Source organism: Colwellia sp. MB3u-8 (assembly GCF_014076985.1).
GTDB lineage: Bacteria > Pseudomonadota > Gammaproteobacteria > Enterobacterales > Alteromonadaceae > Cognaticolwellia.
On record NZ_JACGVA010000070.1, the window covers coordinates 35771 to 61439 of the forward strand.

Annotated in this window: 20 protein-coding genes and 1 pseudogene; 14 read left to right on the forward strand and 7 right to left on the reverse strand. The window is 40.7% G+C overall.

Annotated elements, in window-relative coordinates:
- The first annotated feature begins 49 nt into the window (after positions 1-49).
- Entirely contained in the window at positions 50-1846 is a 1797-nt protein-coding gene (locus H4J54_RS15245; protein ID WP_182191866.1) for an EAL domain-containing protein, read from the forward strand.
- A gap of 452 nt (positions 1847-2298) precedes the next feature.
- Here the strand turns inward: H4J54_RS15245 and H4J54_RS15250 are convergent, their stop codons facing one another.
- From H4J54_RS15250 to H4J54_RS15260, 3 genes are all read right to left on the reverse strand, one after another.
- Positions 2299-3390 (reverse strand): alkene reductase, encoded by a 1092-nt coding sequence (locus tag H4J54_RS15250; RefSeq protein WP_182191867.1) that lies wholly within the window; start codon positions 3388-3390, stop codon positions 2299-2301.
- A 421-nt stretch (positions 3391-3811) separates the two neighbouring features.
- Positions 3812-4807 carry a catalase family peroxidase gene (locus H4J54_RS15255; RefSeq protein ID WP_182191868.1) on the reverse strand — a complete coding sequence of 332 codons (996 nt, stop codon included), beginning with the start codon at positions 4805-4807 and terminating at the stop codon, positions 3812-3814.
- A gap of 169 nt (positions 4808-4976) precedes the next feature.
- Positions 4977-6419 (reverse strand): hypothetical protein, encoded by a 1443-nt coding sequence (locus tag H4J54_RS15260; RefSeq protein WP_182191869.1) that lies wholly within the window; start codon positions 6417-6419, stop codon positions 4977-4979.
- Between the two features lie 486 nt (positions 6420-6905).
- Here H4J54_RS15260 and H4J54_RS15265 point away from each other — a divergent pair, with 486 nt between their 5' ends.
- The 11 genes from H4J54_RS15265 to H4J54_RS15315 all read left to right on the forward strand — a co-directional run bounded on the left by H4J54_RS15265 (position 6906) and on the right by H4J54_RS15315 (position 18473).
- Positions 6906-8756 (forward strand): acyl-CoA synthetase, encoded by a 1851-nt coding sequence (locus tag H4J54_RS15265; RefSeq protein ID WP_182191870.1) that lies wholly within the window; start codon positions 6906-6908, stop codon positions 8754-8756.
- Between the two features lie 13 nt (positions 8757-8769).
- Positions 8770-9969, forward strand: a complete 1200-nt coding sequence (locus H4J54_RS15270; protein ID WP_182191871.1) for a 3-oxoadipyl-CoA thiolase — start codon at positions 8770-8772, stop codon at positions 9967-9969.
- A gap of 24 nt (positions 9970-9993) precedes the next feature.
- Entirely contained in the window at positions 9994-12090 is a 2097-nt protein-coding gene (locus tag H4J54_RS15275) for a 3-hydroxyacyl-CoA dehydrogenase NAD-binding domain-containing protein (RefSeq protein ID WP_182191872.1), read from the forward strand.
- Between the two features lie 78 nt (positions 12091-12168).
- Positions 12169-13146, forward strand: a complete 978-nt coding sequence (locus H4J54_RS15280) for a nitronate monooxygenase family protein (RefSeq protein ID WP_182191873.1) — start codon at positions 12169-12171, stop codon at positions 13144-13146.
- 11 nt (positions 13147-13157) lie between these two features.
- Positions 13158-13892: an enoyl-CoA hydratase-related protein gene (locus H4J54_RS15285; RefSeq protein ID WP_182191874.1), complete on the forward strand. Its 735-nt coding sequence runs from the start codon at positions 13158-13160 to the stop codon at positions 13890-13892.
- A 9-nt stretch (positions 13893-13901) separates the two neighbouring features.
- Positions 13902-14300 carry a PaaI family thioesterase gene (locus tag H4J54_RS15290; protein ID WP_182191875.1) on the forward strand — a complete coding sequence of 133 codons (399 nt, stop codon included), beginning with the start codon at positions 13902-13904 and terminating at the stop codon, positions 14298-14300.
- Between the two features lie 92 nt (positions 14301-14392).
- Positions 14393-14830 carry a thioesterase family protein gene (locus H4J54_RS15295; protein WP_182191876.1) on the forward strand — a complete coding sequence of 146 codons (438 nt, stop codon included), beginning with the start codon at positions 14393-14395 and terminating at the stop codon, positions 14828-14830.
- 98 nt (positions 14831-14928) lie between these two features.
- Positions 14929-15681, forward strand: coding sequence for an electron transfer flavoprotein subunit beta/FixA family protein (locus H4J54_RS15300; RefSeq protein WP_182191877.1), 753 nt, complete (start codon positions 14929-14931; stop codon positions 15679-15681).
- Positions 15678-16604: an electron transfer flavoprotein subunit alpha/FixB family protein gene (locus tag H4J54_RS15305; protein ID WP_182191878.1), complete on the forward strand. Its 927-nt coding sequence runs from the start codon at positions 15678-15680 to the stop codon at positions 16602-16604. Before H4J54_RS15300 ends, H4J54_RS15305 begins: the two co-directional genes overlap by 4 nt.
- Before the next feature lie 677 nt (positions 16605-17281).
- A complete protein-coding gene (locus tag H4J54_RS15310) occupies positions 17282-18082 on the forward strand; it encodes an IclR family transcriptional regulator (protein WP_182191879.1) in 801 nt (266 codons plus the stop codon).
- Between the two features lie 184 nt (positions 18083-18266).
- Positions 18267-18473 (forward strand): hypothetical protein, encoded by a 207-nt coding sequence (locus H4J54_RS15315; protein ID WP_182191880.1) that lies wholly within the window; start codon positions 18267-18269, stop codon positions 18471-18473.
- Between the two features lie 307 nt (positions 18474-18780).
- Here H4J54_RS15315 and H4J54_RS15320 read toward each other — a convergent pair whose 3' ends face one another.
- The 3 genes from H4J54_RS15320 to H4J54_RS15330 form a co-directional block, all read right to left on the reverse strand.
- Positions 18781-20121 (reverse strand): TRAP transporter large permease, encoded by a 1341-nt coding sequence (locus H4J54_RS15320; RefSeq protein ID WP_182191881.1) that lies wholly within the window; start codon positions 20119-20121, stop codon positions 18781-18783.
- Positions 20122-20124: 3 nt separating this feature from the next.
- Positions 20125-20655, reverse strand: coding sequence for a TRAP transporter small permease (locus H4J54_RS15325; RefSeq protein ID WP_182191882.1), 531 nt, complete (start codon positions 20653-20655; stop codon positions 20125-20127).
- Between the two features lie 134 nt (positions 20656-20789).
- Positions 20790-21854, reverse strand: coding sequence for a C4-dicarboxylate TRAP transporter substrate-binding protein (locus tag H4J54_RS15330; RefSeq protein ID WP_259367152.1), 1065 nt, complete (start codon positions 21852-21854; stop codon positions 20790-20792).
- 732 nt (positions 21855-22586) lie between these two features.
- Between H4J54_RS15330 and H4J54_RS15335 the strand changes: the two genes are divergently transcribed.
- Positions 22587-23417: a mechanosensitive ion channel family protein gene (locus tag H4J54_RS15335; protein ID WP_182135413.1), complete on the forward strand. Its 831-nt coding sequence runs from the start codon at positions 22587-22589 to the stop codon at positions 23415-23417.
- A 230-nt stretch (positions 23418-23647) separates the two neighbouring features.
- On the opposite strand, the pseudogene H4J54_RS19820 reads toward H4J54_RS15335, so the two are convergent.
- Positions 23648-23925 (reverse strand): annotated as a pseudogene (locus H4J54_RS19820) (LysR family transcriptional regulator); the annotation flags it as partial.
- Positions 23926-24209: 284 nt separating this feature from the next.
- On the opposite strand from H4J54_RS19820, the gene H4J54_RS15345 reads away from it, so the two are divergent.
- Positions 24210-25556 (forward strand): short-chain fatty acid transporter, encoded by a 1347-nt coding sequence (locus tag H4J54_RS15345; RefSeq protein ID WP_404851915.1) that lies wholly within the window; start codon positions 24210-24212, stop codon positions 25554-25556.
- Positions 25557-25669: the final 113 nt, after the last annotated feature.

A 25669-nucleotide genomic window follows, 5' to 3' on the forward strand; every position in this document is an offset into this window, starting at 1 on the left:
AGACAAAAAAAATATTACTGACTTAAGTCAGTAAAGTGAGTAATACAAAGTGACTCAAAAAAACAAAGAAAAAAAGTGTGCCGCTGAACTGGTTGTCGCCAATAAAGAACTGAGCTTTCAACACGATGAAAAAGCAAAGCGTGCCGATGAACTGGTTATCGCCAACAAAGAACTGATTTTTCAACATGATGAAAAAGCAAAGCGTGCCGATGAACTGGTTATCGCCAATAAAGAACTTATTTTTCAACATGATGAAAATGCAAAGCTTGTGGCTGAACTAGTTATCGCCAATAAAGAACTGAGCTTTCAACATGATGAAAAAGCAAAGCTTGTGGCTAGACTAGTTATCGCGGGTAAAAAATTGAACTTTCAACATGATGAAAAAGAAAAATGTCCGACTGAACTATTTAACGCCAATAGAAAACTGAGCTTTAAAGAACTAAGCTTTCAAAATGATAAAAAAGCAAAACGTTCGGCTGAACTCGATATTGCTAATAAATCACTGAGCTTGCAAAACGATGAGAATAAGAGCCTAGCCTTGAAGCTAGCTCATTATGATGTGCTGACGGAGCTAGCTAACCGCAGCTTATTATTCGATAGGCTTAATCATGCGTTAGCCTTCAGTGCGCGTAGTGGTGAAAGTGGTGCACTATTGTTTCTCGACTTAGACCACTTCAAAAACCTCAATGATACGCTTGGACATGATGTTGGTGATTTGTTACTGCAACAGGTAGCGCAACGACTAATTGCCTGTATACGTGAAGAAGATACTATTGCTCGTATAGGAGGTGATGAGTTTGTCATAGTGCTAGAAAACTTAAGCGCGAGTGCCATCGAAGCTGCGGTTAAAATCAACCATGTCGCAGAAAAAATATTCCTTACGCTTAACAAAACCTATCAACTGAACGAACACTCCTACCAAAATACCACTAGCATAGGGGCTACACTGTTCATGGGTCATGAACTCGCGGCAAATGAACTATTAAAGCAGGCAGGCATTGCCATGTATCAATCTAAGAGCAAAGGCCGTAATACGTTGAGCTTCTTTAGCTCAACGATGCAAGAGATGATTACGGCTCGTGTTAATCTTGAAAACGAGCTAGGCAGAGCCATTGAGGAAGAGCATTTCCAATTACACTATCAAGTACAAGTTGACAGCACAGGGCGTCCCTTTGGTGCAGAAGCCTTAATTCGCTGGCCGCATCCCAAAAACGGCATAATTTCTCCTTTACACTTTATTCCAGTAGCCGAAGAAACAGGACTCATTATCGCCATTGGCCAATGGGTGCTAGAAACTGCCTGTGCACAATTGAAACTATGGGAGCAAGACCCACTGACACATCAACTCACCTTGTCAATCAATGTGAGTGCTAAACAATTATTTCAAATAGGATTTGTAGCGCAAGTGCATGCAACAGTGCAGCGTTATGGCATTAATCCGACTAGGCTTAAGCTGGAATTGACCGAGAGTATGTTTGTAGATAACATTGAAAGAATCATTGATACTATAAATACTCTGAGTGAAATGGGCATTAAAATCTCATTAGATGACTTTGGTACGGGCTATTCATCATTACAATACCTAAAAAAATTACGCATTTATCAACTTAAAATTGATCAATCATTTGTACGTGATATTGTCACTGACATCCAGGATGAAGTCATTATTCGCACCATTATTGCTATGGCACATAGCCTAGATGTAAGTGTCATTGCTGAAGGTGTTGAAACAGAAGGGCAGAAACAGCGCTTACTTACTAATGGATGCACTTACTTTCAGGGGTATTTATTTAGTAAACCTGTGCCTATTGATGAGTTTGAGCTTTTTATTAGAAAATTTCATTAATGTTTGCTCTTGGCTGTACAATGCATACAAGCAATTCAGCGGGGCTAATTGAGCGTTAGGCATCAAAAACCAATCCATTTCATCATATCGGTAGAGCACATTAGCTTCTGTTTGATGCGTTCTTTTGTCTTACAAGATAAAATGCCACCAGCAATGAGCTTTCAGGAGAGATTGTAGTGGTCAAGTAAAACTGGCCACAGTTTTGTAGTTTAGTCAGTACTTTCGCTCTGACTCATTAGGGCTTATTCCTGCATTGTACGTATGTGGCACTAGTTATATTATTACTTTTGTCGCAATGGGCTCAGTAGTAAAGGTGGTATTTGTTACCTTAAAGGACAAATACCACACAAATAATTTACCCCTTAGACTTTATTAATGATGTAGCGCCTAAGCAGTATCAACAGGGACAGGTCTACAATCTGCAACTTTGTCCCTGCGATTATGTTGTAAACCTAAGCTGACTTGTAGGTTTGATAATCAGTATAACCTTTAGCGCCGCCACCATACCAATCACTCGCATCGTCAGATGGCGCCAATGGCCAGTTATTAAGCATACGCTGAGGTAAGTCTGGGTTAGCAATATAGGGGCGACCAAAAGCTACCAGATCCGCTTTGTCTGAACCAATTACCGCTTCAGCTTTTGCCTGGTCATAGCCACAATTCCCTATAATAAGGCCATGATATAAACTTCTGAAATCTTCTAGGGTCATTGGCTCGCCACGTTCGTGAAAACCAAAAGCTAAGCCATCCATAATATGCACAAAACCAAGCTGGTAATGAGTAAAACGCTGCATAACATGAGTATATAATGCTCTGTAGTCATCACAGCCCATATCATTGAATACGCCATTGGGCGAAATTCTGCTACCCACATTTTCCGCAGGCCATACCGTTAATACCGCTTCAAGTATTTCGTTTAAAAAGCGCGTACGATTTTCAATGCTACCGCCATACTCATCGTCACGCTGATTGGTACTAGCATCAAGAAACTGATTAATGAGATAGCCGTTAGCGGCATGAACTTCAACGCCATCAAAGCCTGCTGCCTTTGCATTCTCAGCGGCTTTGCGAAAGTCTTCCACTGTTCTTTTGATATCTTGCACTGTCATAGCGCGTGGCACTTCATAGTCTTTTTTAGCTTCAGGGGTATGAATTTGATCGCCATTAATTTTTACTGCTGAAGCGGATAGCGGCAATTCACCGTCATGAAAGTCACTATGAGATGCTCGTCCGGTATGCCAAAGTTGAAGAATAATTTGACTGCCTTGCTGATGTACACGCTCAGTAATTGTCTGCCAACCCTCGACCATTTCTTGGCTATAAATACCGGGTGAGTTTACCCAACCATTGCCTTCTTCAGATATAGCGGTCGCTTCAGCAATTACTAAGCCAGCCGTACTGCGCTGCTGATAATACTCTGCCATTAATTCATTAGGGACGCGAGTTGGACCTGCACGACCGCGGGTTAACGGGGCAAGAACGAAACGATTTTTTAGGGGCTTTTTAGCGAATGTTGTCGTTGAAAAAAGTGTAGGTGTAGACACGTTATTGTTTCCTTATTCATTTATCTAGTGACCTATTTCATACGTCACGTTAATAGGTCACTAGATGTAGATCTCAGTCATTAATATGATTATCTCATATAATATAAAAGCATTATTTTATATTTTGTAATAACCTGTAGTTATATGTAAATGTAGCATTCTTATTGAAATATAATGTTAAGTGCGAGTTAAATTGATTAAGTCACTTTTAATTTCCGCTCAATTTTCACTCAATTCTCACTCAATTTTAAAAGATACATTTTACTTTTATATAGCTTGCTTTTAATTTAGCTAAAAGCGGCTATCATCCTTTGCTCTTGATTATTAAGTTTCAAGAGTAAAGGGGTAGCATAAACTACCCCCTCATTCATTTTTCAGTACAGCGATTTGTAATAAACGCTTTTAACACTTAAAAAATTATTTATTGACCACTCAATCTTTTACCAAAAGAGATAGCGTAAGCAGGCGAGCGCATTCTTAATATAGGGTCAGCACTGGGTGTAAAGCCTGCCGACATCACATTAGGATCAAAGTTAGTATTATTACAGGTATCGCCACCACTTGTTTTAACGGTTACCGTACCCAGGCTCACTTGAGGGCGTTCACTAGGCCACTGTTGTGAGGGGTCAATGTCGCTATCTTGTGCTTCACCTAAGCTCGCCATAATACTAAAACTAACGGTTTCATCTTTAAGTTGTTGCGCAAAAGTATCAGCTAAAAACTCAGTCGGCATGCTATCAGCCTCAGATTTTTCTAGTGTTTTTACCCCTAAGCTTGGCTTAACATTCCAGCGAAACTTAGTTTGTTGTTCATTGGCTTGGTCAAAGTAAAAGGTATGCAAACCAAAAAACTCAGTATTGGCGAATGACGCGGCTGTTTTAGCGTTTTTATTCCACATAACGTGAGCTTGTAAGCTTGGGTGCTGCTCAACAAATGCCATGGTTTTAGCGGGGTCAGATTTACCATTTTCATCAGGCAGTAAAGTCGATAAAAAACCATGAAAAATTTCTGGATTTTTGCCGGCAAATACGGGGAAGTTGTTACCGGTAAAAGTGTGCAAAGCGCCATCAGGTAGTTGAATTTGCATGCCCATACCACGCGTACCAGCGGCTTTCTCATCACTACTTGGGCTAGCACCGCCTACTGAAAAACGCATAGATACCGGCAGTTCACCGTTCGATAACAAGGCGGCTCCGGTAAAGTGCTTATTGGGCGCGGGTACAAAAGTACCAGAGGCACATAGACCTTTAGCATGTGCTTTTCTATAGCCTGGATGTTTGCCACCTAGCTTTTCGAATATTTCAACGAGATCATTTGCTTCAATTTTTTTGTCATTGGCAACTGCAGTCGACGTTGCCACTGCGCTTGCCATGAGAAAAAAAGCAGTAAGGCTTGAGGTGATGAGGTTATGCATCATTTGTATTCCTTTATGGTTTTATCGTAATTTAAAGGTAATTTAAATTAAATTTACAATACGAAAAACTTTGCGGTTAAGATCATAATATTATTTACCAGACCAGTGCACGTTGTTAAAAATTACAAGCTCAGCAAAAACTATCATAAATAGTGTTTACATCCCTTTTTAATTACACCATGACAAGCAGAAAAAAATCTAAAGCTAATAGCACTAATATACTATATAAACCATTCCACTTTACCCCCATTTGAAAAGGAGAAATTCCGGTGATTTTAGCGCTAATACGTACCGAGGTAGTAGAAGGCGAGCTACCGGCAACCACGGCCCAAGTGACCATCATGACGAGTGCAATAGTGACGGGCATATTGTTAACACCAGGTAATTGAGCTAACGCCCCAGCCATCAAAGTGACTGAAATCATCGGGCTGATAAATAACAGCGCGGCGATAAAAATGAGCCATGAAGCGGCAATTAATATCAGCGCAGCAGATAAATGTAAATGGGCTAATTGTTGCGCAAACCAGTCAAGGTCTAACACGGTTAATAACAAGCGACCAATCAGTACAGAACCGGCAAAAAATACGATTTCTGAACGCTGTAAGGCTAATCTAAAAAATATGTCTGTGCTAAAACGTTTCACCGTTAATCGCATGGCGTTTACTTTATTATTTGTTTTATGATACTGGCTAAATATCCAAGCTATGCTGACAAGCGGTGCACTGACTAACACCGCCGCAATAGGTCGTAGGGGCGAGGAAAATATCAGCAGCGCAGATATGATAGCCAAGGTGATAACAACAACAATAATAGGGTAACTGACTTTTAAGGCGGATAAATCGTTAGAAATGGTCGGTACAAGATGGCTAAGGTTTTTCGGTGCCTGAACATGATCTAGCCAAATGCCAAACAACAGTAGCGCTAAGGTGAGGTACAAACCATAAGGAATAATATCTATCCACTTTAGATCAGGAATAGTGGTGACTAACAGCGTAATAGTAATTGAAGTGGGCGCCCAAAGCGGTATGCTGCAAAATCCTCGCATAACCGCTAGCATCATACGGCGCTGCCTAACGCGGTTGATGCGTGCGTCAACGGTATCTTTATTGTTATCTAAACTTCTTTGGATCATGGTGCCTAATAAATTAATGGCGCCAACACTCATTAATATCCCCAAAATGTGACTGGCAAAGGTTAGCAGCGCATAACGTCTAACGGGGTGTTGTTGTAATAGCACCAGACCGGTAAGATTAACCGAATTTGAGCTTAAAGCCGCTTCTTTTAATAGGCCGAGGGCAATTAAGAAAAAAGCAAAAAAAACAACACTGCTAGATAGGCTAGCTAGTTGATGAAATGATATCTGTGAGAATAATAACAAGACGAGTGTTAAGCCCATAGCAACCCATGCAATGATTTTTGTTGATAAATCTAACTGTCTCCATTCGATAAGCATAAATAATATCAACATGAATACCGCTAATAGGGCAGGTGGCTGGTAACCGGTCCATTCAGTGATTAAGGTGGCAAAAAAAATAATCACTAGGCAAAGGGGTGACAGCCAAGCAAAGGCGTGAGTTATTTTGCCACTTTGCTTCAGGTCAGAAATATTCTTCATAGCTATGTTCTTTTACATAAGTGGTTGAGATTAAAAGCCGTATTATAAAACTCATTGCTTTATAAAACTCGTGTTAGACAGTTTCATTTTACACTGTTGGCGACAAACCTTGTCGAAGCTGCCACTAACGCTTGATAGGGATAGTTAATTTTATTGATTCTTGACTTTATTTAGCTTGGTATTAAATCTTTAAGCAATTGCATTTAAAATAATACCACACAGTACCGCTTGGCGGAATTATATTTTACATGATTGAGCTTATCTAGCTTTATTAATATGATGAAATAAAACCCTTGTTTAGGTGCAACTTTCTTGATTTTTCTTCAACTGAATGCCTATGATTTCATTGTTTTATCAAGTACATTGGCGAGTATCTTAAAAACACTTGCAAAATCAAGTTCCGCATTGCAGAATGTAGGTACTGATTTACTGCGTAATTAATCTTGTGGTAATAATGAATGAAAATTGTATTAGAGTGAGCGCTTAATGTCCAAACTAACAGAATTAGAGTTACTTGCTGATTTAGAAAAAATAAACGACCAAGACAGATATCATTGTAAAACAACCTACGATATTTTTTGCCATGCGGCCGATGAATATGCTGCTGATATCGCCATAGTTGAGCATTTAACCGCTGATCGAGATGAAGTGGCTAATACCCTTACTTTTGCTACTTTAACCAAAAAACTGAATCAAACAGCAAAGCTTTATCAAGCATTTGGTGTTGAGCGTACAGACGTTATCTCTATTTTACTGCCTAATTTGGCTGAAACTCATCTAAGCATGTGGGCTGCCCAAGCGGTAGGTATTGCTAACCCGATTAATTACCTGTTGCAGGTTGATCACATTGTTGAAATATTAAACGAAGTAAAGTCAAAAGTATTAGTTACTGTTTCACTTGATCAGACCACAGAATTAGGTAAAAAAGTACATGAGATTATTGCCCGCGTGCCATCACTTGAGCACATACTTGTCCTAGATAACCGCTATGGGCCCAGCAATAATAACCGCATCACCATCACTGATTTTAATCAGGCGATATCGGCTCAATCAAGTGAACGATTAACAAAAACCTCTCAACCCAAGGCTGATGATATTGCGATGTACTTTCATACGGGAGGCACAACCGGGCGCCCTAAAGTAGCTAAACTATCGCATTACAACATTAGTTTTGTCGTGCAAGTTTATGCCGGCTTTAATGCTTTTCAAGGTAAATCTGCGGTCTTGAATGCCTTACCCTTATTTCATGTTTTTGGTGTTATTGCGGCCAGTTTATCGATGTTTTTTGTTGGTCGTCAGGTAGTTATTATGACCCCAGAAGGATTTAGAAACCCTAATACGGTGAAAAACTGGTGGTTTTTTGTTAATAAATATCAAGTGTGTTGGTTTCCTACCGTGCCCACCATTATTTCTGTTTTACTGCAGCAACCTGATGAAGACATTGATCTTAGCTGTTTTGAACATGCGGCTTGTGGCTCAGCGCCTTTACCTATTGAACTGAAATTATCTTTTCAGCGTCGCTTTAATTGTAATGTTACCAATGGCTACGGCATGACCGAATCTTCTTGTGTGGTCGCTAGAGTATTACCCGGCTACGATGTTGAAGGGGTTTCCGTGGGTAATGGCATACCTTATAGCCGAGTGATTGCTGCCCACGTTATTGATAATAAAATTAGCCGTGTTTGTGGCAGCAATGAACCCGGTATTATTCTGGTCAAAGGACCTAATATCTTTCAAGGCTATTTGAACGAAAGCGATAATGAAGGAGCATGGGTTGACGGTGAATGGTTTAATACCGGTGACTTAGGTTTAATTAATAACCTAGGACATATTCAGCTAACTGGCCGAGCAAAAGACTTGATTATCCGTGGCGGGCATAACATAGATCCCCAGATTATTGAAGATGCCTTAATGGCGCATCCCGGTGTTCTTCAAGCAGTGGCTATTGGTCAACCTGATGCACATGCAGGAGAGATACCGGTTGCCTACGTGGTGGTTAAAGATCCCCAGCAAACCACAGCCGCTGAATTATTGCACCATTGCCAAACACATATTAACGAAAGAGCGGCCATTCCAAAACGTATCGAAATACTCGACAGCTTTCCGCTAACAGCGGTGGGTAAAGTATTCAAACCTATATTACGTAATAAAGCGACCGAATTTAGCGTCAATGCCTTATTCAAAGCCAATCATATTACGGCTCAAGTGAGCGCAGAATTTGATCCAGAAAAAGGCCAGGTCGTTCATATTCAATTATCAAATGTTCAAGACAAAGACAAAGTGGCGACATTATTAATCGCCGTTCCTGTCTTGGTTGATTATCAAACAACTTTATAACTTAGGAAAAATTATGAAAGACGCGTATATATACGATGCCGCAAGAACAGCCTTTGGACGTCATGGCGGAATTTTATCTTCTGTTCGACCCGATGATATGCTTGCCCACCTTATAAAAACTCTAGTACAACGCAACGACTTTGATTTAAGCCTTTATGAAGATGTTATTGCTGGTAGTACCAATCAAGCAGGCGAAGACAGCCGTAATGTCGCGCGTTTTGCCGGGCTATTAGCGGGTTTACCGATTGAAACAGGTGGTATAACGGTGAACCGTTTGTGTGGTTCAAGCTTATCAGCCGCTTTAGATGCCGCTCGTTGTGTAAAAGCCAATGAAGGTGACTTGTTTGTTGCTTGTGGTGTTGAATCTATGAGTCGTGCGCCTTTTGTTTTGGCTAAAGCAAGCTCAGCCTTTGCTCGCCAGCAAGAAATGTTTGATACCACTATGGGGGCACGTTTTACTAATCCTGAGATTATTAAAGCCTATGGCGGTCATTCTATGCCAGAAACAGCCGACAACATTGCCAGTGATTTAAATATCAGCAGAGCAGACTGTGATGTATTTGCTGCCAGCTCTCAAGCTAAGTATGAAGCAGCCAAAGTAGCAGGATATTTTGATGATGAAATTATTGCCATTGAAGTGTCACAAGGGCGTAAGTTGCCAGCACTTTCGGTAACCGCTGATGAACACCCACGTCCTGCTTCAACCGCAGAAGCTTTAAGTAAATTAAGACCATTATTTGATGGCGTAGTTACCGCAGGTAATGCTTCAGGCATCAACGATGGTGCTTCAGCGATGATTATTGGTAGCAAAGAAGTGGGTGAAAAAGCGGGTATTAAACCGCGTGGTAGAATTATAGCCGGCGCTATAGCCGGTGTACCACCACGTGTTATGGGTTTAGGGCCAGTTCCCGCTTCACAAAAAGCCTTAGCGCGAGCGGGTTTAACGTTAGCGGATATGGACGTTTTAGAATTTAATGAAGCCTTTGCCGTACAAGCGCTAGGTTGCATGAAACAATTAGGTATCGCTTTTGATGACCCACGGGTTAATCAAAATGGCGGTGCTATTGCCATTGGCCATCCTTTAGGCGCTAGTGGTACGCGTATTATGATGACGGCATTACGCCAATTAGAAAAAACCGGTGGCCGTTATGCATTAGCCACCATGTGTATTGGTATCGGTCAAGGTATCGCTGTCGTTATTGAGCGTGTTTAACTTCTCAAAGTAAGGAATGAATTTATGTCAGTTGTTAGTTATCAATTAGAGGGTGACATCGGTGTTATTAGTCTAAATAACCCACCAGTTAACGCGCTTTCTCATGCATTACGTTTAGGTATTCAAGACGCGGTAGTACAAGCACAAAACGATGCTTCTTTAGCCTTAGTGTTAATTTGTCAGGGCCGTACCTTTATTGCCGGGGCAGACATCTCAGAATTTGGCAAAGCCCCTATGTTGCCATCATTACCTGGGCTGCTTGATATTATAGAAGCGTCAACAAAACCTATTATCGCCGCGATTCATGGCACGGCACTTGGCGGTGGTTTAGAAACAGCATTGGCTTGTCATTATCGTTGTGCTTTATCTAGCGCCAAGGTTGGCTTACCAGAAGTTAAATTAGGCTTATTACCTGGCGCGGGTGGCACCCAAAGAGTACCTAGATTAGCCGGTGTGAAAGCGGCACTTGATTTAATCACCACAGGCACGCCCATCACGGCAGCTAACGCGTTAAAGATTGGCTTAATTGATAAAGTGGTTGAAGGTGATTTGCTTAGCGCCGCACTGGATTTTGCCCAAGACGTTATTGCCCAAGGTGGGGTACTTAAAAGAGTCAGAGATATAGCCGTTGATAAAACAGATGCTTCAGCTGATTTTTTTGCTGAATATCGAGGCCATTTAAGTAAACGTTTTCGCCAACAAGAAGCACCACAACGTATTGTTGAATGTATTGAAGCCGCCTTGAGTCAACCTTTTGATGAAGGTCTTAAAGTTGAACGACGTCTGTTTGTCGAGTGCATGCAATCAACACAGTCGGCTGCTTTACGTCATCTGTTTTTTGCTGAACGAATGTCTTCAAAAATTAAAGGCCTACCCAAAGACACCCAGCTTAAAGATATTAAACGCGTCGGTATTATTGGCGGCGGTACTATGGGTGGCGGTATTGCAATGAATTTTGTTAATGCCAATATTCCCGTGACCTTATTGGAAATTAACCAAGAAGCATTGCAACGCGGTAAAGACATTATCGCTAAAAATTACGCGATGACGGTTAAAAAAGGTAAGTTAACCACTGAGCTCGCCGCTGAACGTCAAGCGCTGATCACAGGCACAACCGATTATAACGATCTCGCTGACATGGACTTGGTGATTGAAGCCGTTTTTGAAAATCTAGCGATTAAAAAACAAGTCTTCGCCAAGCTCGATAGCGTGTGTAAGCCCGGTGCTATTTTAGCCAGTAACACCTCTTATCAAGACGTTAATTTAATTGCCGAGTCTACTTCTCGTCCCCAAGATGTCATTGGTCTGCATTTCTTTAGCCCAGCTAATGTGATGAAATTACTTGAGATTGTACGTGGCGATAAAACCTCTGAGCAAGTATTAGCCACCTCGATGGCAATGGCTAAAACCATTAAAAAAATTCCGGCATTGTCGCGTGTTTGTTATGGTTTTATTGGTAACCGTATGTTGCGTCAATATGCCCGTGAAGCACAACTGTGTTTGCTTGAAGGCTCAAGCCCCGAAGCGATAGACAGGGTTATGCAAAATTTTGGTATGGCAATGGGACCGCTAGCGGTCGGCGATTTAGCAGGCATAGACATTGGCTATAAAGCGCGTGAAGGCTTAACGGATGAAGAAAAAGGCGATGTTAGAAGCTATTGTATTGCTGATGCTTTATATGAGATGGGCCGTTTAGGTCAAAAAACCGGTGCAGGTTATTATCGTTATGACGCCGAGACAAGACAGCGTATAGCTGACCCCATAGTACTGGAAGTGATTGAAGCACAAGCCAAGCAAAGGGGAGTTGAGCGCAAAGCAATAAGTGACGAAACGATATTAGCGCGTTTGACTTTTGCCTTGATCAACGAAGGCTTTAAAATACTGGAAGAAGGTATTGCCCAACGCCCAAGTGATATTGATGTTGTTTACGCATTCGGTTACGGATTTCCGGCTTTTCGAGGCGGTCCGATGTTTTATGCTGAAACCATAGGGTTAGAGAAAGTTTATCAAACCATTTGTCAATTTGGTGCAACCTACGGTGAAGAGTTTTGGCAACCTGCGGCGTTATTAAAACAACTTGTTGCAGAAGGTAAAAGCTTATCTGAGTGGTCCAATAGCTAAACAAGTTATAAAATGAGTTATACCCGTTTGTGGTATCACTCATCTTTTATCACAGTAAATATCTTTTAGGGGATCAATATGCCAATGCCAAAAACATTACAAAATAAACTCTCTTTGCCTGTTATCAGTGCTCCTATGTTTATCGTCTCGGGACCAGAACTGGTTATTGCAGAGTGTAAAGCCGGTATTGTTGGCTCTTTTCCAGCGCTTAATGCCCGTCCACAATCACTGTTGGCTGAATGGCTCACCACCATTAAAACTGAGTTAGATAGCTATCAGGTTGCGAACCCCAACGCCATCGTTGCACCCTATGCGGTTAACTTAATTGTGCATAAGAGTAATGACCGTTTAGAGGCGGATATAAATACCTGTATTGAATATAAAGTGCCGGTAATTATTACTAGCTTACGCGCGTTAGATCCTACCTTAGTGCAACGTATTCAAGCTTATGGCGGCATTATTTTTCACGATATTATCAATATTCGCCATGCCGAAAAGGCCATAGAAGCCGGTGTTGATGGCTTAGTATTAGTGTGTGCTGGCGCAGGTGGCCATGCAGGTACCCTAAGCCCTTTTGCTTTAGTGAGTGAGATTAAACAAATTTTTGATGGCCCTATTGCTTTGTCAGGCGCTATTGCTAATGGCGCTTCTATATTGTCAGCGCAAGCTTTGGGGGCAGATTTTGCTTATATAGGCACGTCTTTTATTGCCACTAAAGAAGCTAATGCCGATCAAGCATACAAAAAAATGTTAGTTGAGCATAGCGCGAAAGATATTGTTTATAGTTCGTTATTTACCGGTGTTCACGGCAATTATCTCAAACCCAGTATTACTAATGCCGGCTTAAATCCTGATGATTTAGAAGAAGGTGATAAAAGTAAAATGAAGTTTGGCTCATCAGGGGGCAGTAAAACTAAGGCTTGGAAAGACATTTGGGGTGCAGGACAAGGCTTGGGCAGTATTACCGATATTGCGACTGTTGCTAGTGTCGTGCAACGCTTTAAAACAGAATATGATGTGGCGCTATCGCGTTTAAATAGTCTACAAAAAAAATAGGTACTCTTCATATGAAAGCTCAAGAACACATCTTAATTTATCAGGACAGTGGTGTTTTACACTTAGCTATTAATCGCCCCGAGAAAAAAAATGCCTTAAGCAGTTTAATGTATGCCGCTATGGCTAAAGCCCTAAAAGACAGTGTGACTGATGAAAGTATCAAAGTGGTACTGATACATGGCACACAAGAGGCTTTTTCAGCCGGTAATGATTTAAACGATTTTAATAATCGTGATGCCAATGAACCCTCACCAGCCGCCACTTTATTGTATGAGCTGTATAACTATCCTAAGCCGATTGTTGGCGCAGTATCTGGTGTTGCCGTAGGTATAGGCGTAACTATGTTGCTGCATTTTGATTTGGTTTACGCCTCAGAAACTTATTTTAAAATGCCATTTGTTGATTTAGGTGTTTGCCCTGAAGGTGGTTCAAGTCTGCTTATTCCTCAGTTAGCTGGCCATCGTAAAGCCGCTGAGTTATTAATGCTTGGCGAGGCTTTTAATACTGAAACGGCGATTAATATCGGCATAGTTAATCAACAAATAGACAAGTCTGAGGTATTTGATTTTGCCTTAAGTAAAGCCAAAGCCTTAGCGCTGAAGCCGCAAAATGCTTTGCGTGCTAGCAAAAAACTTCTCAAAGCCTCTGGGCAGGGAATACTGCACGATGTGATTAAAAATGAGTTAGTGATCTTTGCACAGCTACTGCAAAGTGAAGAATCTATAGCCGCCAGAACAAAAAAATAAGAGTTTACAATGAAACCTTGGGCAAATAAAACCATGCCGGCATTCAATAACCATTTAGGTTTTGTGGTCGAAGAATGGCATAAAAATCATATTAAAATTAGTGCTGAGCTTAAGCCCGAACATCTTAACCGTTCAGGGATACCCCACGGTGGCTTTATTTCTACCTTATTAGATGCCGCCACGGCACTATCGGGCGCCCATAGTGACGATCCGCTTGATTATAAAAAAGCATTAACTTTATCTTTAAACATAAATTACTTAGGACAAGCGCAGTCCAACAGCCTTTATGCTATTGGCAAAGTGACCGCGTCGGGGCGAAATATCTATTATGGCTCGGCCGAGGTATTCGACTCTTTTGACAATATCATTGCTTCAGGGCAAGGCGTATTTCGTTATCGAAAAGAGTGAGTTAATTTTCACCCAATGATGCCGTTAAACGGGGTTGGGCGTTAGTTAGAGTCCCAGCAGACAAACAAATAAGCAAAGAAGTGGAGAGTTTTTTGAACGAACTATTACAACATTATCCTCATCAAATAAAACATCCGGTTAGATGGGGCGATATTGATATGTTAGGCCATGTTAATAACAGCAATTATTTTCGTTACTGTGAAGAAGGACGGGTTAATTTTTTTACTGATAGTCAGATTAGAGCCGCACTTGGCGAAGACAAACTCGGCTTTGTTGTGGCTTATATCGATTGTAAGTTCAAGTTTCCAGTAACTTATCCTGATAACCTTATTGTTGCGACCAAAGTTGAGCAGATAAGCAAGGATAGGTTTACCTTAAGCCAAATTATCTATAGTGAAAACCATCAAAAGGTTGCCGCTAAAAGTGAAAGCATTATTGTTTCTTTTAGCCATGAACTGCAAAGTAAGATTAACCTTCCTAGCGCGGCATTAACCTTGTTAGAAACAGAGTTAGCCCGTGGTGGTGCATAAATTTAAAAACCATAACAACAAAAATTATTTCAGATAATTCATATTATTTCAGATAACTCATATTATTTCAGATAACTCATCGAGGAGCAGTAAATTTAATGAAAGTATTAGTCCCCATCAAACGTGTCATCGACTATAACGTCAAAGTGCGTGTTAAACCAGATAACTCAAACGTTGATTTAGCCAACGTTAAGATGGCCCTTAACCCGTTTTGTGAAATTGCGGTAGAAGAAGCCGTTCGTCTTAAAGAAGCGGGCACAGCCACTGAAGTTATTGCGGTTTCTATTGGTCAGAAAAGTTGTCAAGAACAACTGCGTACCGCACTGGCTTTAGGCGCTGATCGTGCGATTCATATCGATACCGAGCTAACGCTCGACGCGTTACATATTGCTAAGTTATTACAAAAAATTGTTGAAGAAGAGCAGCCTCAATTGGTTATCTTAGGTAAGCAGTCTATCGACAGCGATAACAACCAAACTGGCCAAATGCTGGGCGCACTAACGGGTTTTTCCCAAGGTACTTTCGCCTCCCAAGTTAAGGTTGAAGGCGACAAAATTAAGGTCACACGTGAAGTCGACAGTGGCTTGCAAACGGTTGCGCTAAACTTACCTGCTATTGTAACGACGGACTTACGTTTAAATGAACCACGTTACGCCTCTTTACCTAACATTATGAAAGCTAAACGTAAGCCATTAGTGGTGAAGTTGGCGAGTGATTTTGGTATTGATTTAACCCCACGTACTCAGTTATTAAAGGTTTCTCCTCCGAAAGAGCGTCAAGCCGGCATTATGGTTGAATCAATTGATGCATTAGTTGAAAAGTTAAGAAATGAAGCCAAGGTGATCTCATGAGTATTTTAGTTTACGCAGAACACGACAACAGCGTGTTAAAAGCCGATACCTTAAAAACAGTAGCGGCGGCTCAACAAATAGGGGGAGATATCACTATTTTAGTTGCAGGCCATCACTGCCAAAGTGTTGCAGAACAAGCGGCAAAAGTTAATGGTGTTGCCAAGGTACTGGTGGCTGATAATGCGGCGTACGAGCATCAACTGGCAGAAAACATCAGTTTATTAGTGACTGAATTAGCGGCTGATTACACTGTTGTGATGGCAACGGCATTAACTACAGGCAAAAACTTTATGCCTCGCGTTGCCGCTTTATTAGATGTGGCTCAAATTTCAGATATTGTTGCGGTTGAAAGTGCTGACACCTTTGTGCGTCCTATCTATGCAGGCAATGCCATTGCAACCGTACAAAGTTTAGAGGCTAAAAAAGTGATCACCGTGCGTTCAACCGGGTTTGATGCGGTTGCCACTGATGGCGCTGCAGAAATTATCTCATTAGATAAGGTTAAAGACGCCGGTATTTCAAGCCATGTCAGTGACGAGTTATCGGTTTCAGCACGCCCTGATTTAGGTGCCGCACGGGTGATTATTTCCGGTGGTCGTGGCATGCAAAATGGTGATAACTTTACCTTATTAGATGGCATTGCTGACAAGTTAGGGGCTGGCATTGGCGCATCACGCGCGGCTGTCGACGCGGGCTTTGTGCCTAACGACATGCAAGTAGGGCAAACGGGTAAAATTGTCGCGCCAGATTTATACATAGCGGTTGGTATTTCGGGAGCTATTCAACATCTTGCCGGTATGAAAGACTCAAAAGTTATTGTCGCGATTAACAAAGACCCAGAAGCGCCTATTTTCCAAGTGGCTGACTACGGTCTTGTAGCGGATCTATTTGAAGCCTTACCTGAATTAGAAAGTGCTTTGTAAGTACTGATAACTCAGTGGTGAGCTCAGTGGTGAGCTTAAAGCTCATGCCATGAATTAAAAGCCAAGCAGGTTAGATGATGCTTGGCTTTCCTTTAATTTAATTTAATTTAATTTAATTTGCTTTAGCAAAAATAGGTTAGATTAACTTTCGCTGGTATATTAGTTGGTATACTTGTCAGCTCATATCTTCTGTCTCAAAACTATCATCATCAACAATCACTTCAAAAAAGCCAGCAAAAATAATCTTCTATAACTTGAAGTTTTTTTCGTCAAAATATGTCTGAACATAGATAATAAATTCATTACGCTGGGTACAAGTTTGCTATCGTATTTGCCTATAACTGTGCCTAACCTGATACAAAAGCTCAGCTGATTATCTGTTTTTTCTTATTAAGGCGTGAATTTGTTAAGCGTTGAAATCTACCTTAGTGTTGGCTTTGTTTGTCGATTTTCAGTGTTTACATTTCAATAACAAATAAAATAAGGCGATCTGTGACCCTATACTTTTAATGCTATTAAGCTAACTTGCTGCTATTAATCTATAAATTTATTCTTAAAGCTATCTATCATCTTTATTTTTAGAGCAAAAAATGAGATTATAAGCCATTATTTGAAAACGTATTGACAGTTACAATAAGTCACTACGTCTAGTGTGATTAACAATTGAGTAGCTCAAAATGAATACATTAACTGGTATGCCAAGAGATATAAATGGGGAAGTAGATCGTAAGTTTGTCGAAGCGCTTGCCAGAGGGTTAGATATATTACGGGCATTTAACCCAGGAGACGGATTTCTTGGTAACCAGGAGATTGCCCAACGAACCGGATTACCCAAATCAAGTATATCTCGCTTAACTTATACCTTGACCAGCCTAGGCTACCTAACTTATTCAAAGCGCTTAGAAAAATACCAGCTTGGCGCTGGTGTGTTGGCATTGGGTTATGCCTTTGTTTCTAATCTTGGCATTCGCCAAGTGGCGAACCCCCAGATGAAAGAGCTGTCAATTGAAACAGGTACCTCGATAGGCCTAGCAGACCGCGACCGACTAGATATGATTTATCTTGATCATTGCGCGCCAAAAGATATTGTTACCTTTAAAAAAGAAATTGGCGATAAAATACCTATGGCCACTACGGCGGCAGGGCGAGCTTATTTAGTGGCATTATCAGAAGAAGAACGTGACTTCTTTTTACGACATTTCAAAGAAAAGCTTGGTGATAAGTTTGACGCAGTTAAAGTGGGTATTGATCAAGCGTTGGAAAGCTATAAAGAATTTGGTTATTGCCATTCCTGGGGCGATTGGGAGCGAGATACCAACGCTATTGCCGTACCGTTAAAACTGACTCAAGGTCAAATCTACGTATTCAATGCGGGTGGCCCGGCATTTAGACTGTCGAAAGAGTTCTTGGCGGGTGAAGTTGCGCCGCAATTAAAAAGCATGGTGCGTAATATTGAAGCCACGTTAATTCAATTTTAAGATTATATCTTAGTTTAATCCTTTGACATGATGGTGTGTTTCACATGATTGAGTGCTAAAAAGCCTTTGTTTACTGCAAAGGCTTTTTGCTATGTGTTAGGTACTGATGTGAATGAAATACTAGGTCAATGACATACAAAAATACAATCTTGATAGTAAAGTCATGGGTGCGATAGGCCTTTTGGTGCCTAAAACTCGTTTGTTAGCAGGCTATGGCTTGATTGCTTTAATTCTTGCTGTCTATCCGGCTAATATAAACATGGCTTTGCAGCCAGAAAAATATCACAATATTTCAGTGTTTTTTTTATATCTTCGCCTACCCATGCAATTATTATTTATTTGGTTTGTATGGTGGGCAATTGCACCAGAAAGAATTCAGCACAAAGATTAAAATAGATAACAAGGCCAGCAGTTCACGCAATGTCTAGGTATTACTTGGCGGAAAATCGGCCTTTGTCTGTGCTGTTATATGTCTAAGATCACCCATGTCAGTTATCGCTAATAGAGCTAAACGCGATTTTATCTGGTGATATTACCTCTGTGTGAACACCGGTTGAAAAAGGGGTTGCTGAAATGGTAAATACAATCTGATGTAGCAATATTTTAATGTTTTAATATTTGAACAGCGAACATAAACTAGTAATCTAGCATGTTCGCTTTCGTCTTTAATATATTAGCCAAAGTGCGAATAATAAGTGTTACATCATCAGATTAGGCAAGAGCAAGGAGAGGATAGGGAAGGCGATAATTGCCACCAATACCAAGATGTCCATAACCAAAAATCTTGTCACGCCCATAAAAATGTCATATACCGCGACCGAAGGTTTAGTGACACTGGCGATAACAAAAACGTTTAATCCTACCGGCGGGGTGATCAAGCTTATTTCAAGCAACTTTATTATCACTACGCCAAACCAAATTAAGTCTAAGCCATAACCTTCTACCATAGGGATTAAAAAAGGTAAGGTAAGTACCATAATACCTAGTGGGTCAAGAAACATACCCAGGAGAAAATATACCGCTGCGATCATGATCAGCAATAGCCATAAAGAAACATCGGCAGCTTCGATAAGGCCGACCAGCGCGGGCGCCATACCGGTTAGCGCAACAAAGCCAACAAATATTTTTGCACCAGCGGCGATAAAGAAGATAGACGTGGTTTGCGTACAGGTTTCTTTAATTGATTGCATAAACTGCTGCCAATTAAGACGTTTTTGCAATGAACCTATGATAATCACCGAAAATGCGCTGATCGCTGCAGCTTCGGTCGCGGTGAATAAACCACCATAAATACCGCCAATAATAATGGTAAAAAGTAACACAGCTGGCCAACATCTTATGGCGGCTTTACGGCGGTCTCCCTTTATCAGTAGGGTGGTATCGGCAGGCGCATCACTGGGATTACGCTTTACCCAGATGTAGATTACCACTAAAAAACCGACCAGTGATATTAGACCTGGGATGACACCAGCTAAGAACAGGCGGCTGACAGACATTTCGGTAAAAATACCGTAAACAATAAATAGCACACTGGGCGGGATCAGCGAACCTAGCGTGCCGCCAACAGCGACGGTAGAAGTTGCTAGGCGTTTATCATAACCCATACGTAACATTTCTGGCACGCAGATTTTACCCATAGCCGACGCGCAAGCTATGCTTGAGCCGGTAATGGCGGAGAAGCCACCACAGCCAAAAACAGAGGCCATAGCCACACCGCCAGGTAAGCGTTTTAGCCAAACACGTGCCGCATGGTATATATCAGTAGTGATACCGGTATGAAAGGCGATATGACCTAACAGCACGAATAGCGGTATCATACTCAGATCATAAGAATGCACCAAGTCAAACGCATTGGATGAAATCATGGTCAGTGTCGGTGCTACAGCTGATTGAATATCAAAACCACCAGAGCGCATGGCAAAAAATAAAAAGATAAATACCGATGATACACCAGCCAAACTGAAGGCGATTGGCACACGGAACATAAGTAAAAGCAAGGTACAGGCAAACCCGACTAGCCCAAGCATCAATGGATCCACAGATTAACCCTCTTCAGTTGTATTGTATGCAGCGTCAGAGCGCTGCACAAGATGTTCAGTATTACCAGAAATAGCGGCTCGAAAATCAGCAATAAAAATCACTAATAAACGGATAATAAATAGTGCAGCTCCAACGAAAAAGGCCAATCGCCCCGGCCATTCAGGTAGGTCTAACTCGCTAAAAAAATAGGCGCCACTGCTGGCCGCATGAAAAAAACCCTTCCAAGCGGCGAAGGCAAGTGGCATTAATATTAATAAACTGATAAAAGAGCCAATGGCAAGCAACCATAATTTGCTGTGTTTACCCAAGCGTTTAAATAAGAACTCTATAGTAATGTGACTATAATCTGCGGTGACATAAGCTAATGGTAGAAAAACAGCACCCACCATGAGTTCTCGAACGATAACAACATCGTCAGTAACTCCCCAGCCAAAAAGGTTACGCGTCACAACCGTTAGGGTGATCATGAGTCCTAGAGTGATAATGCACACCCCAGCGACAATTAATGCACCCTGTTCCATTTTTTTCAACATAATAATAAACTCTATGTAATACCCATCTCACTACGTTGTGACCCTTTATACCAGTTAAAATAAAGGCCTTATATTTGGCCATTTTTATTGTGTATAAAGTTCATCAGCTTATTAATGAAACAGGTGTAATTAAATTAACGTGTCCAAGGGTAGCCTTTTAGATCGCGTTCTTGGCTGTATTTAGTGAGCAGTGCTTTATAGTTTTCAACCATGGCCTTGCCATCAAGGTCACTTTTATTGGCTTCATTTTCCCATTTACTAATGTGAGATTGGCTGGCTAAATATAATTTCGCAGAGTCTTCAGGAGGGAGACTAATAATTTCCAATTTGTGGCCATTAATCCCTTGGGTTAATAATTGCTCTGCTCTATTGTCAGCTTTTACTACATTTTGACCAAGATGGTTGATAAAATCAGCGCCGACTTCATCTAACACTTTTCTCTGAGAGGGACTCAATTTGGTTAGTGACTTTTTATTAATATACATGCCCAATCCAGTATAAATCCCCCAATTGAGTTTGGTTAAACTGTCTGCCGCTTCATGTTGCTTTAGGGCGATGGTGGCGTTCATATAACCTTGACTACAATCGAGTAAACCGTTACCTAGTCCTTGATAAGCCTTATAAATGCTCATGCTAACCAAGTTTGCGCCTAAGTCGCCAAATATTTTTCCGAAGGTACCTACGCCACGTATTTTTTTATTTCTTATATCATCTATTGAACGAACAGCGTCGCCTTTGCATAAGATAATAACGCTAGAAAGCATGTACGAAGTGACAAAGGCTAAATTTTGTTCAGCCAAGCTGTGTATCACTTCAGGCGATTGCATGTGGTCATAGTTCGCTTTTAGTCCTACCCAGGGATCTAAATTTTCAAAGGGTAAGTTAGTCAGTGAAGCAGAGACCATTTCTTTAGGAAAGTAATCTGGGATAATAGTGCCCATATCTACCACGCCAGCAGCGATAGATTCTCGTGAGGCATTTGATTTAAATAAGGCGCCGCCCCACATAATATCAATTTTTAAATCACCACCAGAGCGCTTGTCAACTTCCTGTGCAAACCATTTAGTGGCACCTGCACGGGCGCCTCGGTTTGGCCCAGGTTCACCATAAGTGAGCACAGTTGCTGCAACAGCAGGAATTGCACTCAAAGCAGCGGCTGTTAATGTGGCTACTTTGAAAAATTTGCTAATCTTGTTCATTGTTATGACTCTTCAAAATAATATCCAGTGTTTCGCTTGGCGGAACTTGTGGGCCGCTAAAGTTTATTACTGTACAATAACAAACAAGGTGCTGCAAGCATAAAAAAGCGCTTTAGAAATTAAATTTTCTGTCTTAAGCTATCGGCTGTTATTAAGTTTTTTGTATTTTGGATAACGAAAAATTGGTTAACTGTATTAGAGGTATTTTAACGCGGTTTTTTATAGCCTTGCTTGATAAACGCCATAACCCAAGGGTTATTAATCGGTATCTCGGGTAAAATTTCCAAGTATAAAAATGAGCTTGACGGGTGCTAAAAAGTGACTATCGACACGAAAGGGCTGGTTTTTGTTATTAACATTATCTTAGTTAATATTCATTTATAGGCTAAAGCGGACGTTAGCTGTTGTTTATTTAAGGTTAGAATTTCCAACAATAGCGCCATAAATGACTAATCTTTAGCCGCTAAAATTAACTTTTGTCGTTTATGCCGTCGTTTATAGATTATTGTACAAGGGCTAGCGTCAATATACCTCTTCAGCGTAATTCACCTGTGTCTAACCTTACAAGCCACAAGACCATCTAAAGTCAGAACTTACTTTTTATGACCTTGTTTTAATTATCAGCTCACATACTCTAAACTCATTACAGCCTAAGTCTGGTGCATAGATGTGTTACTGTACTTGTCATTATAATATTCAACTAGTAACTCATCACAAGCAGGGAACCACTGAATGGAAGAAATTATTGGAACAAACATAAATGTTTCGCAGTTAATAGACCAAGGTATATCCTTGGTGATCACTTACGCACCTAAGTTTGTGCTTGCTATTATTACATTAGTTGTTGGTCTATGGCTGATCAACCGCTTTGTCGGGGTTCTAGACAAAAAGATTGGCGCTAAAGACCCAACACTGAATAAGTTTCTGTGTGGACTAACTAGTGCCGTTATGAAAGTTATGCTACTTATTTCAGTCGCCTCGATGATCGGTATTGCAACGACCTCGTTTATTGCGGTGATCGGTGCTGCTGGTCTGGCGATAGGACTTGCGTTACAGGGAAGCCTAGCCAATTTTGCTGGCGGTGTGCTGATCCTGATTTTTAAACCTTTCAAAGTGGGCGATACCATCGAAGCTCAAGGTTTTCATGGTGCTGTCACCGAAATTCAGATCCTCTATACTGTGGTGGATACTTTCGACAACCGGCGTATTGTCATTCCAAATGGCAGTTTATCTAATGCCACCTTGGTAAATGTCAGTATTTACAAAAATCGTCGCTGCGACATGACCTTTGGCATCCACTACGACGACGACATCGACAAAGCGAAGGCCATTCTCCAACGGCTATTTGAGGAGGACGAACGCTCCCTGAAAGATCCGGAACCAAGAATCTGTGTTGGAAGCCTTGGCGATAACTCAGTCAATCTGATGTTCCGACCTTGGGTTGCTACCGATGACCTGTGGCCTTACTACTGGGACATGCATGAAAAAGTGAAAAAAGCCTTCGATAAAGAAGGTATTACTATTCCGTACCCCCAACGAGACATGCATATTTATAAGTCTTAGCGATTACTGAAGCTATTCCATTAGTCGAGTTTTGCAGATGTGCCACTAAACTGACATTTAGTGGCGCTGGCACCTAGTGCTCTTAATGCAAGCCATTTCAGCCAACAAGGGGGCGTTGGCAATCACTTATTGCAATATTACTTTACTTCCCACAACACTTAGCTTTCATTAATAATGAGGGTGTTTTATTCGCCGTTGAGCAATGTATTCTCCAGCGCTGCTGTACCTTAGTCAACTAAGTGTATTTTTATTTTTCGATGTTTTTGTTTAAATACGGTTAATATTTTTGGCAAGTAGTAAGAGCCCATCATGGCTGGAACGCCAAAACGAATGGTGCCCCGTTCGAGATTTTTTAACTCTTCTAATTCAACTTGTTTTATTTGGCTTAATAGTTGAGTAGACAATTTATATAGCACTTCACCTTCAGCGGTTAATAACGCCTTTTTTCCGCACGGTTAATTAACTTTAACCCAACTTCTAATTCTAGCTTTTGAATGGCGATAGTTAATGGTGCTTACTGTGCCAAATGATGGTTTATGATCTTCAAGTGGTTTGGCTATAGATATTGCCGTGAAAAATAAAACACTATATTGCCAGTATCAACCAGTTGTTGTTAAAGAAAGTAGCAAAGCACTTGGTATCAAGCATCTACTCTGCTAGCTTTAAGGATGTCAAAAAGGTAACACCAGCTTGATACGAAGTGACACTAAATTCGAATGAAGGAGCGTAGAATAGTGGTATTTGTTAAGTGCTTAAAAATTGGATATTAAAAAAAGGAATAACATGAAAAACATATTTGTTAAGTTTACTGACAGCTCTGTTAGTTTGGTGAAAAATTGGCTTCCTGATCCATTTGTTTTTGCCGTTATATTGACCTTTGTTGTGTTTATTGCCGCTATACCTCTTACACAAAGCTCTCCTATGGATTTGGTCACAGCTTGGTATGGAGGTTTTTGGTCTATTTTGTCATTTGCAATGCAGATGGCAATGGTTCTGGTCACTGGGACCATATTAGCAACAACAGATGTTTTTAAAAAATATTTATCTAAACTCGCTGGATTTTCAAAAACACCAGGACAAGCGATACTTCTGGTCAGTTTTGTTGCATTAGTTGCCAGTTTTATTAACTGGGGCTTTGGTTTAGTTATTGGGGCAATTTTTGCGAGAGAAGTCGCTCATAAAGTAAAAGGGGTTCATTATCCATTATTAATCGCTTCTGCCTACGTTGGTTTTTTGATTTGGCATGCAGGTTTTTCAGGCTCTATTCCATTAACGATTGCCTCATCTACTGGTCTAGCAGAAATAACAAATGGGGCATTAACACAAGCTATTCCAACAAGCGAAACCATATTTTCGTCATATAATTTAATTATTGTCGCCATACTCGTACTTACATTACCTTTTATTCTAAAGTTTATGCATCCTTCAAAAGAAAAAACCATTGAAGTGGATACCCGCTTATTTGAAGCTGAAATAGTAGAAACATTAGATAAAAATAATATGACGCCAGCCCAAAAGCTTGAAAATTCTAAATGGATAAATAGAGCACTGGGTGTTTTAGGATATAGTTTTATTTTCACTTATTTTATCGAAAATGGATTTGCTTTAAATTTGAATATAATTAATTTTATCTTCTTATTTACTGCCATTATTTTACATGGCACCCCCATAAAAGTAGTACGTGCAGTGGCTGATGCGTCCAAAAATGTCGGTGGTATTTTATTACAATTCCCTTTTTATGCTGGAATAATGGGACTGATGAAATTTATGGGTCCAGACGGTGTTTCACTTGCTGGATATATTTCACAAGGTTTTGTTAATATCTCTACAGTAAATACTTTTCCTTTATTTACTTTTTTAAGTGCAGGCGTTGTGAACTTTTTTGTCCCCTCGGGTGGCGGACAGTGGGTTGTTCAAGCACCTATTATGATGCCAGCAGCCATTGAACTTGGCGTAGATACGGCCAGAACGGCAATGGCAATTGCATGGGGAGATGCTTGGACAAACATGATACAACCATTTTGGGCTTTACCATTATTGGGAATTGCTAAACTTGGAGCAAGAGATATTATGGGTTATTGCTTAGTTATACTTGTCTATTCTGGCATTGTTATATCATTAGGATTAGTTTTTTTATAGTTTTGTATAGTTTTGTATAGTTTTTTATAAAGGGACGCTATAAACCGTTTCAAATTCAAAATTCAGAATTAGGTCACCTGATATAATATATGTTACATCAGGTGACTGTATTA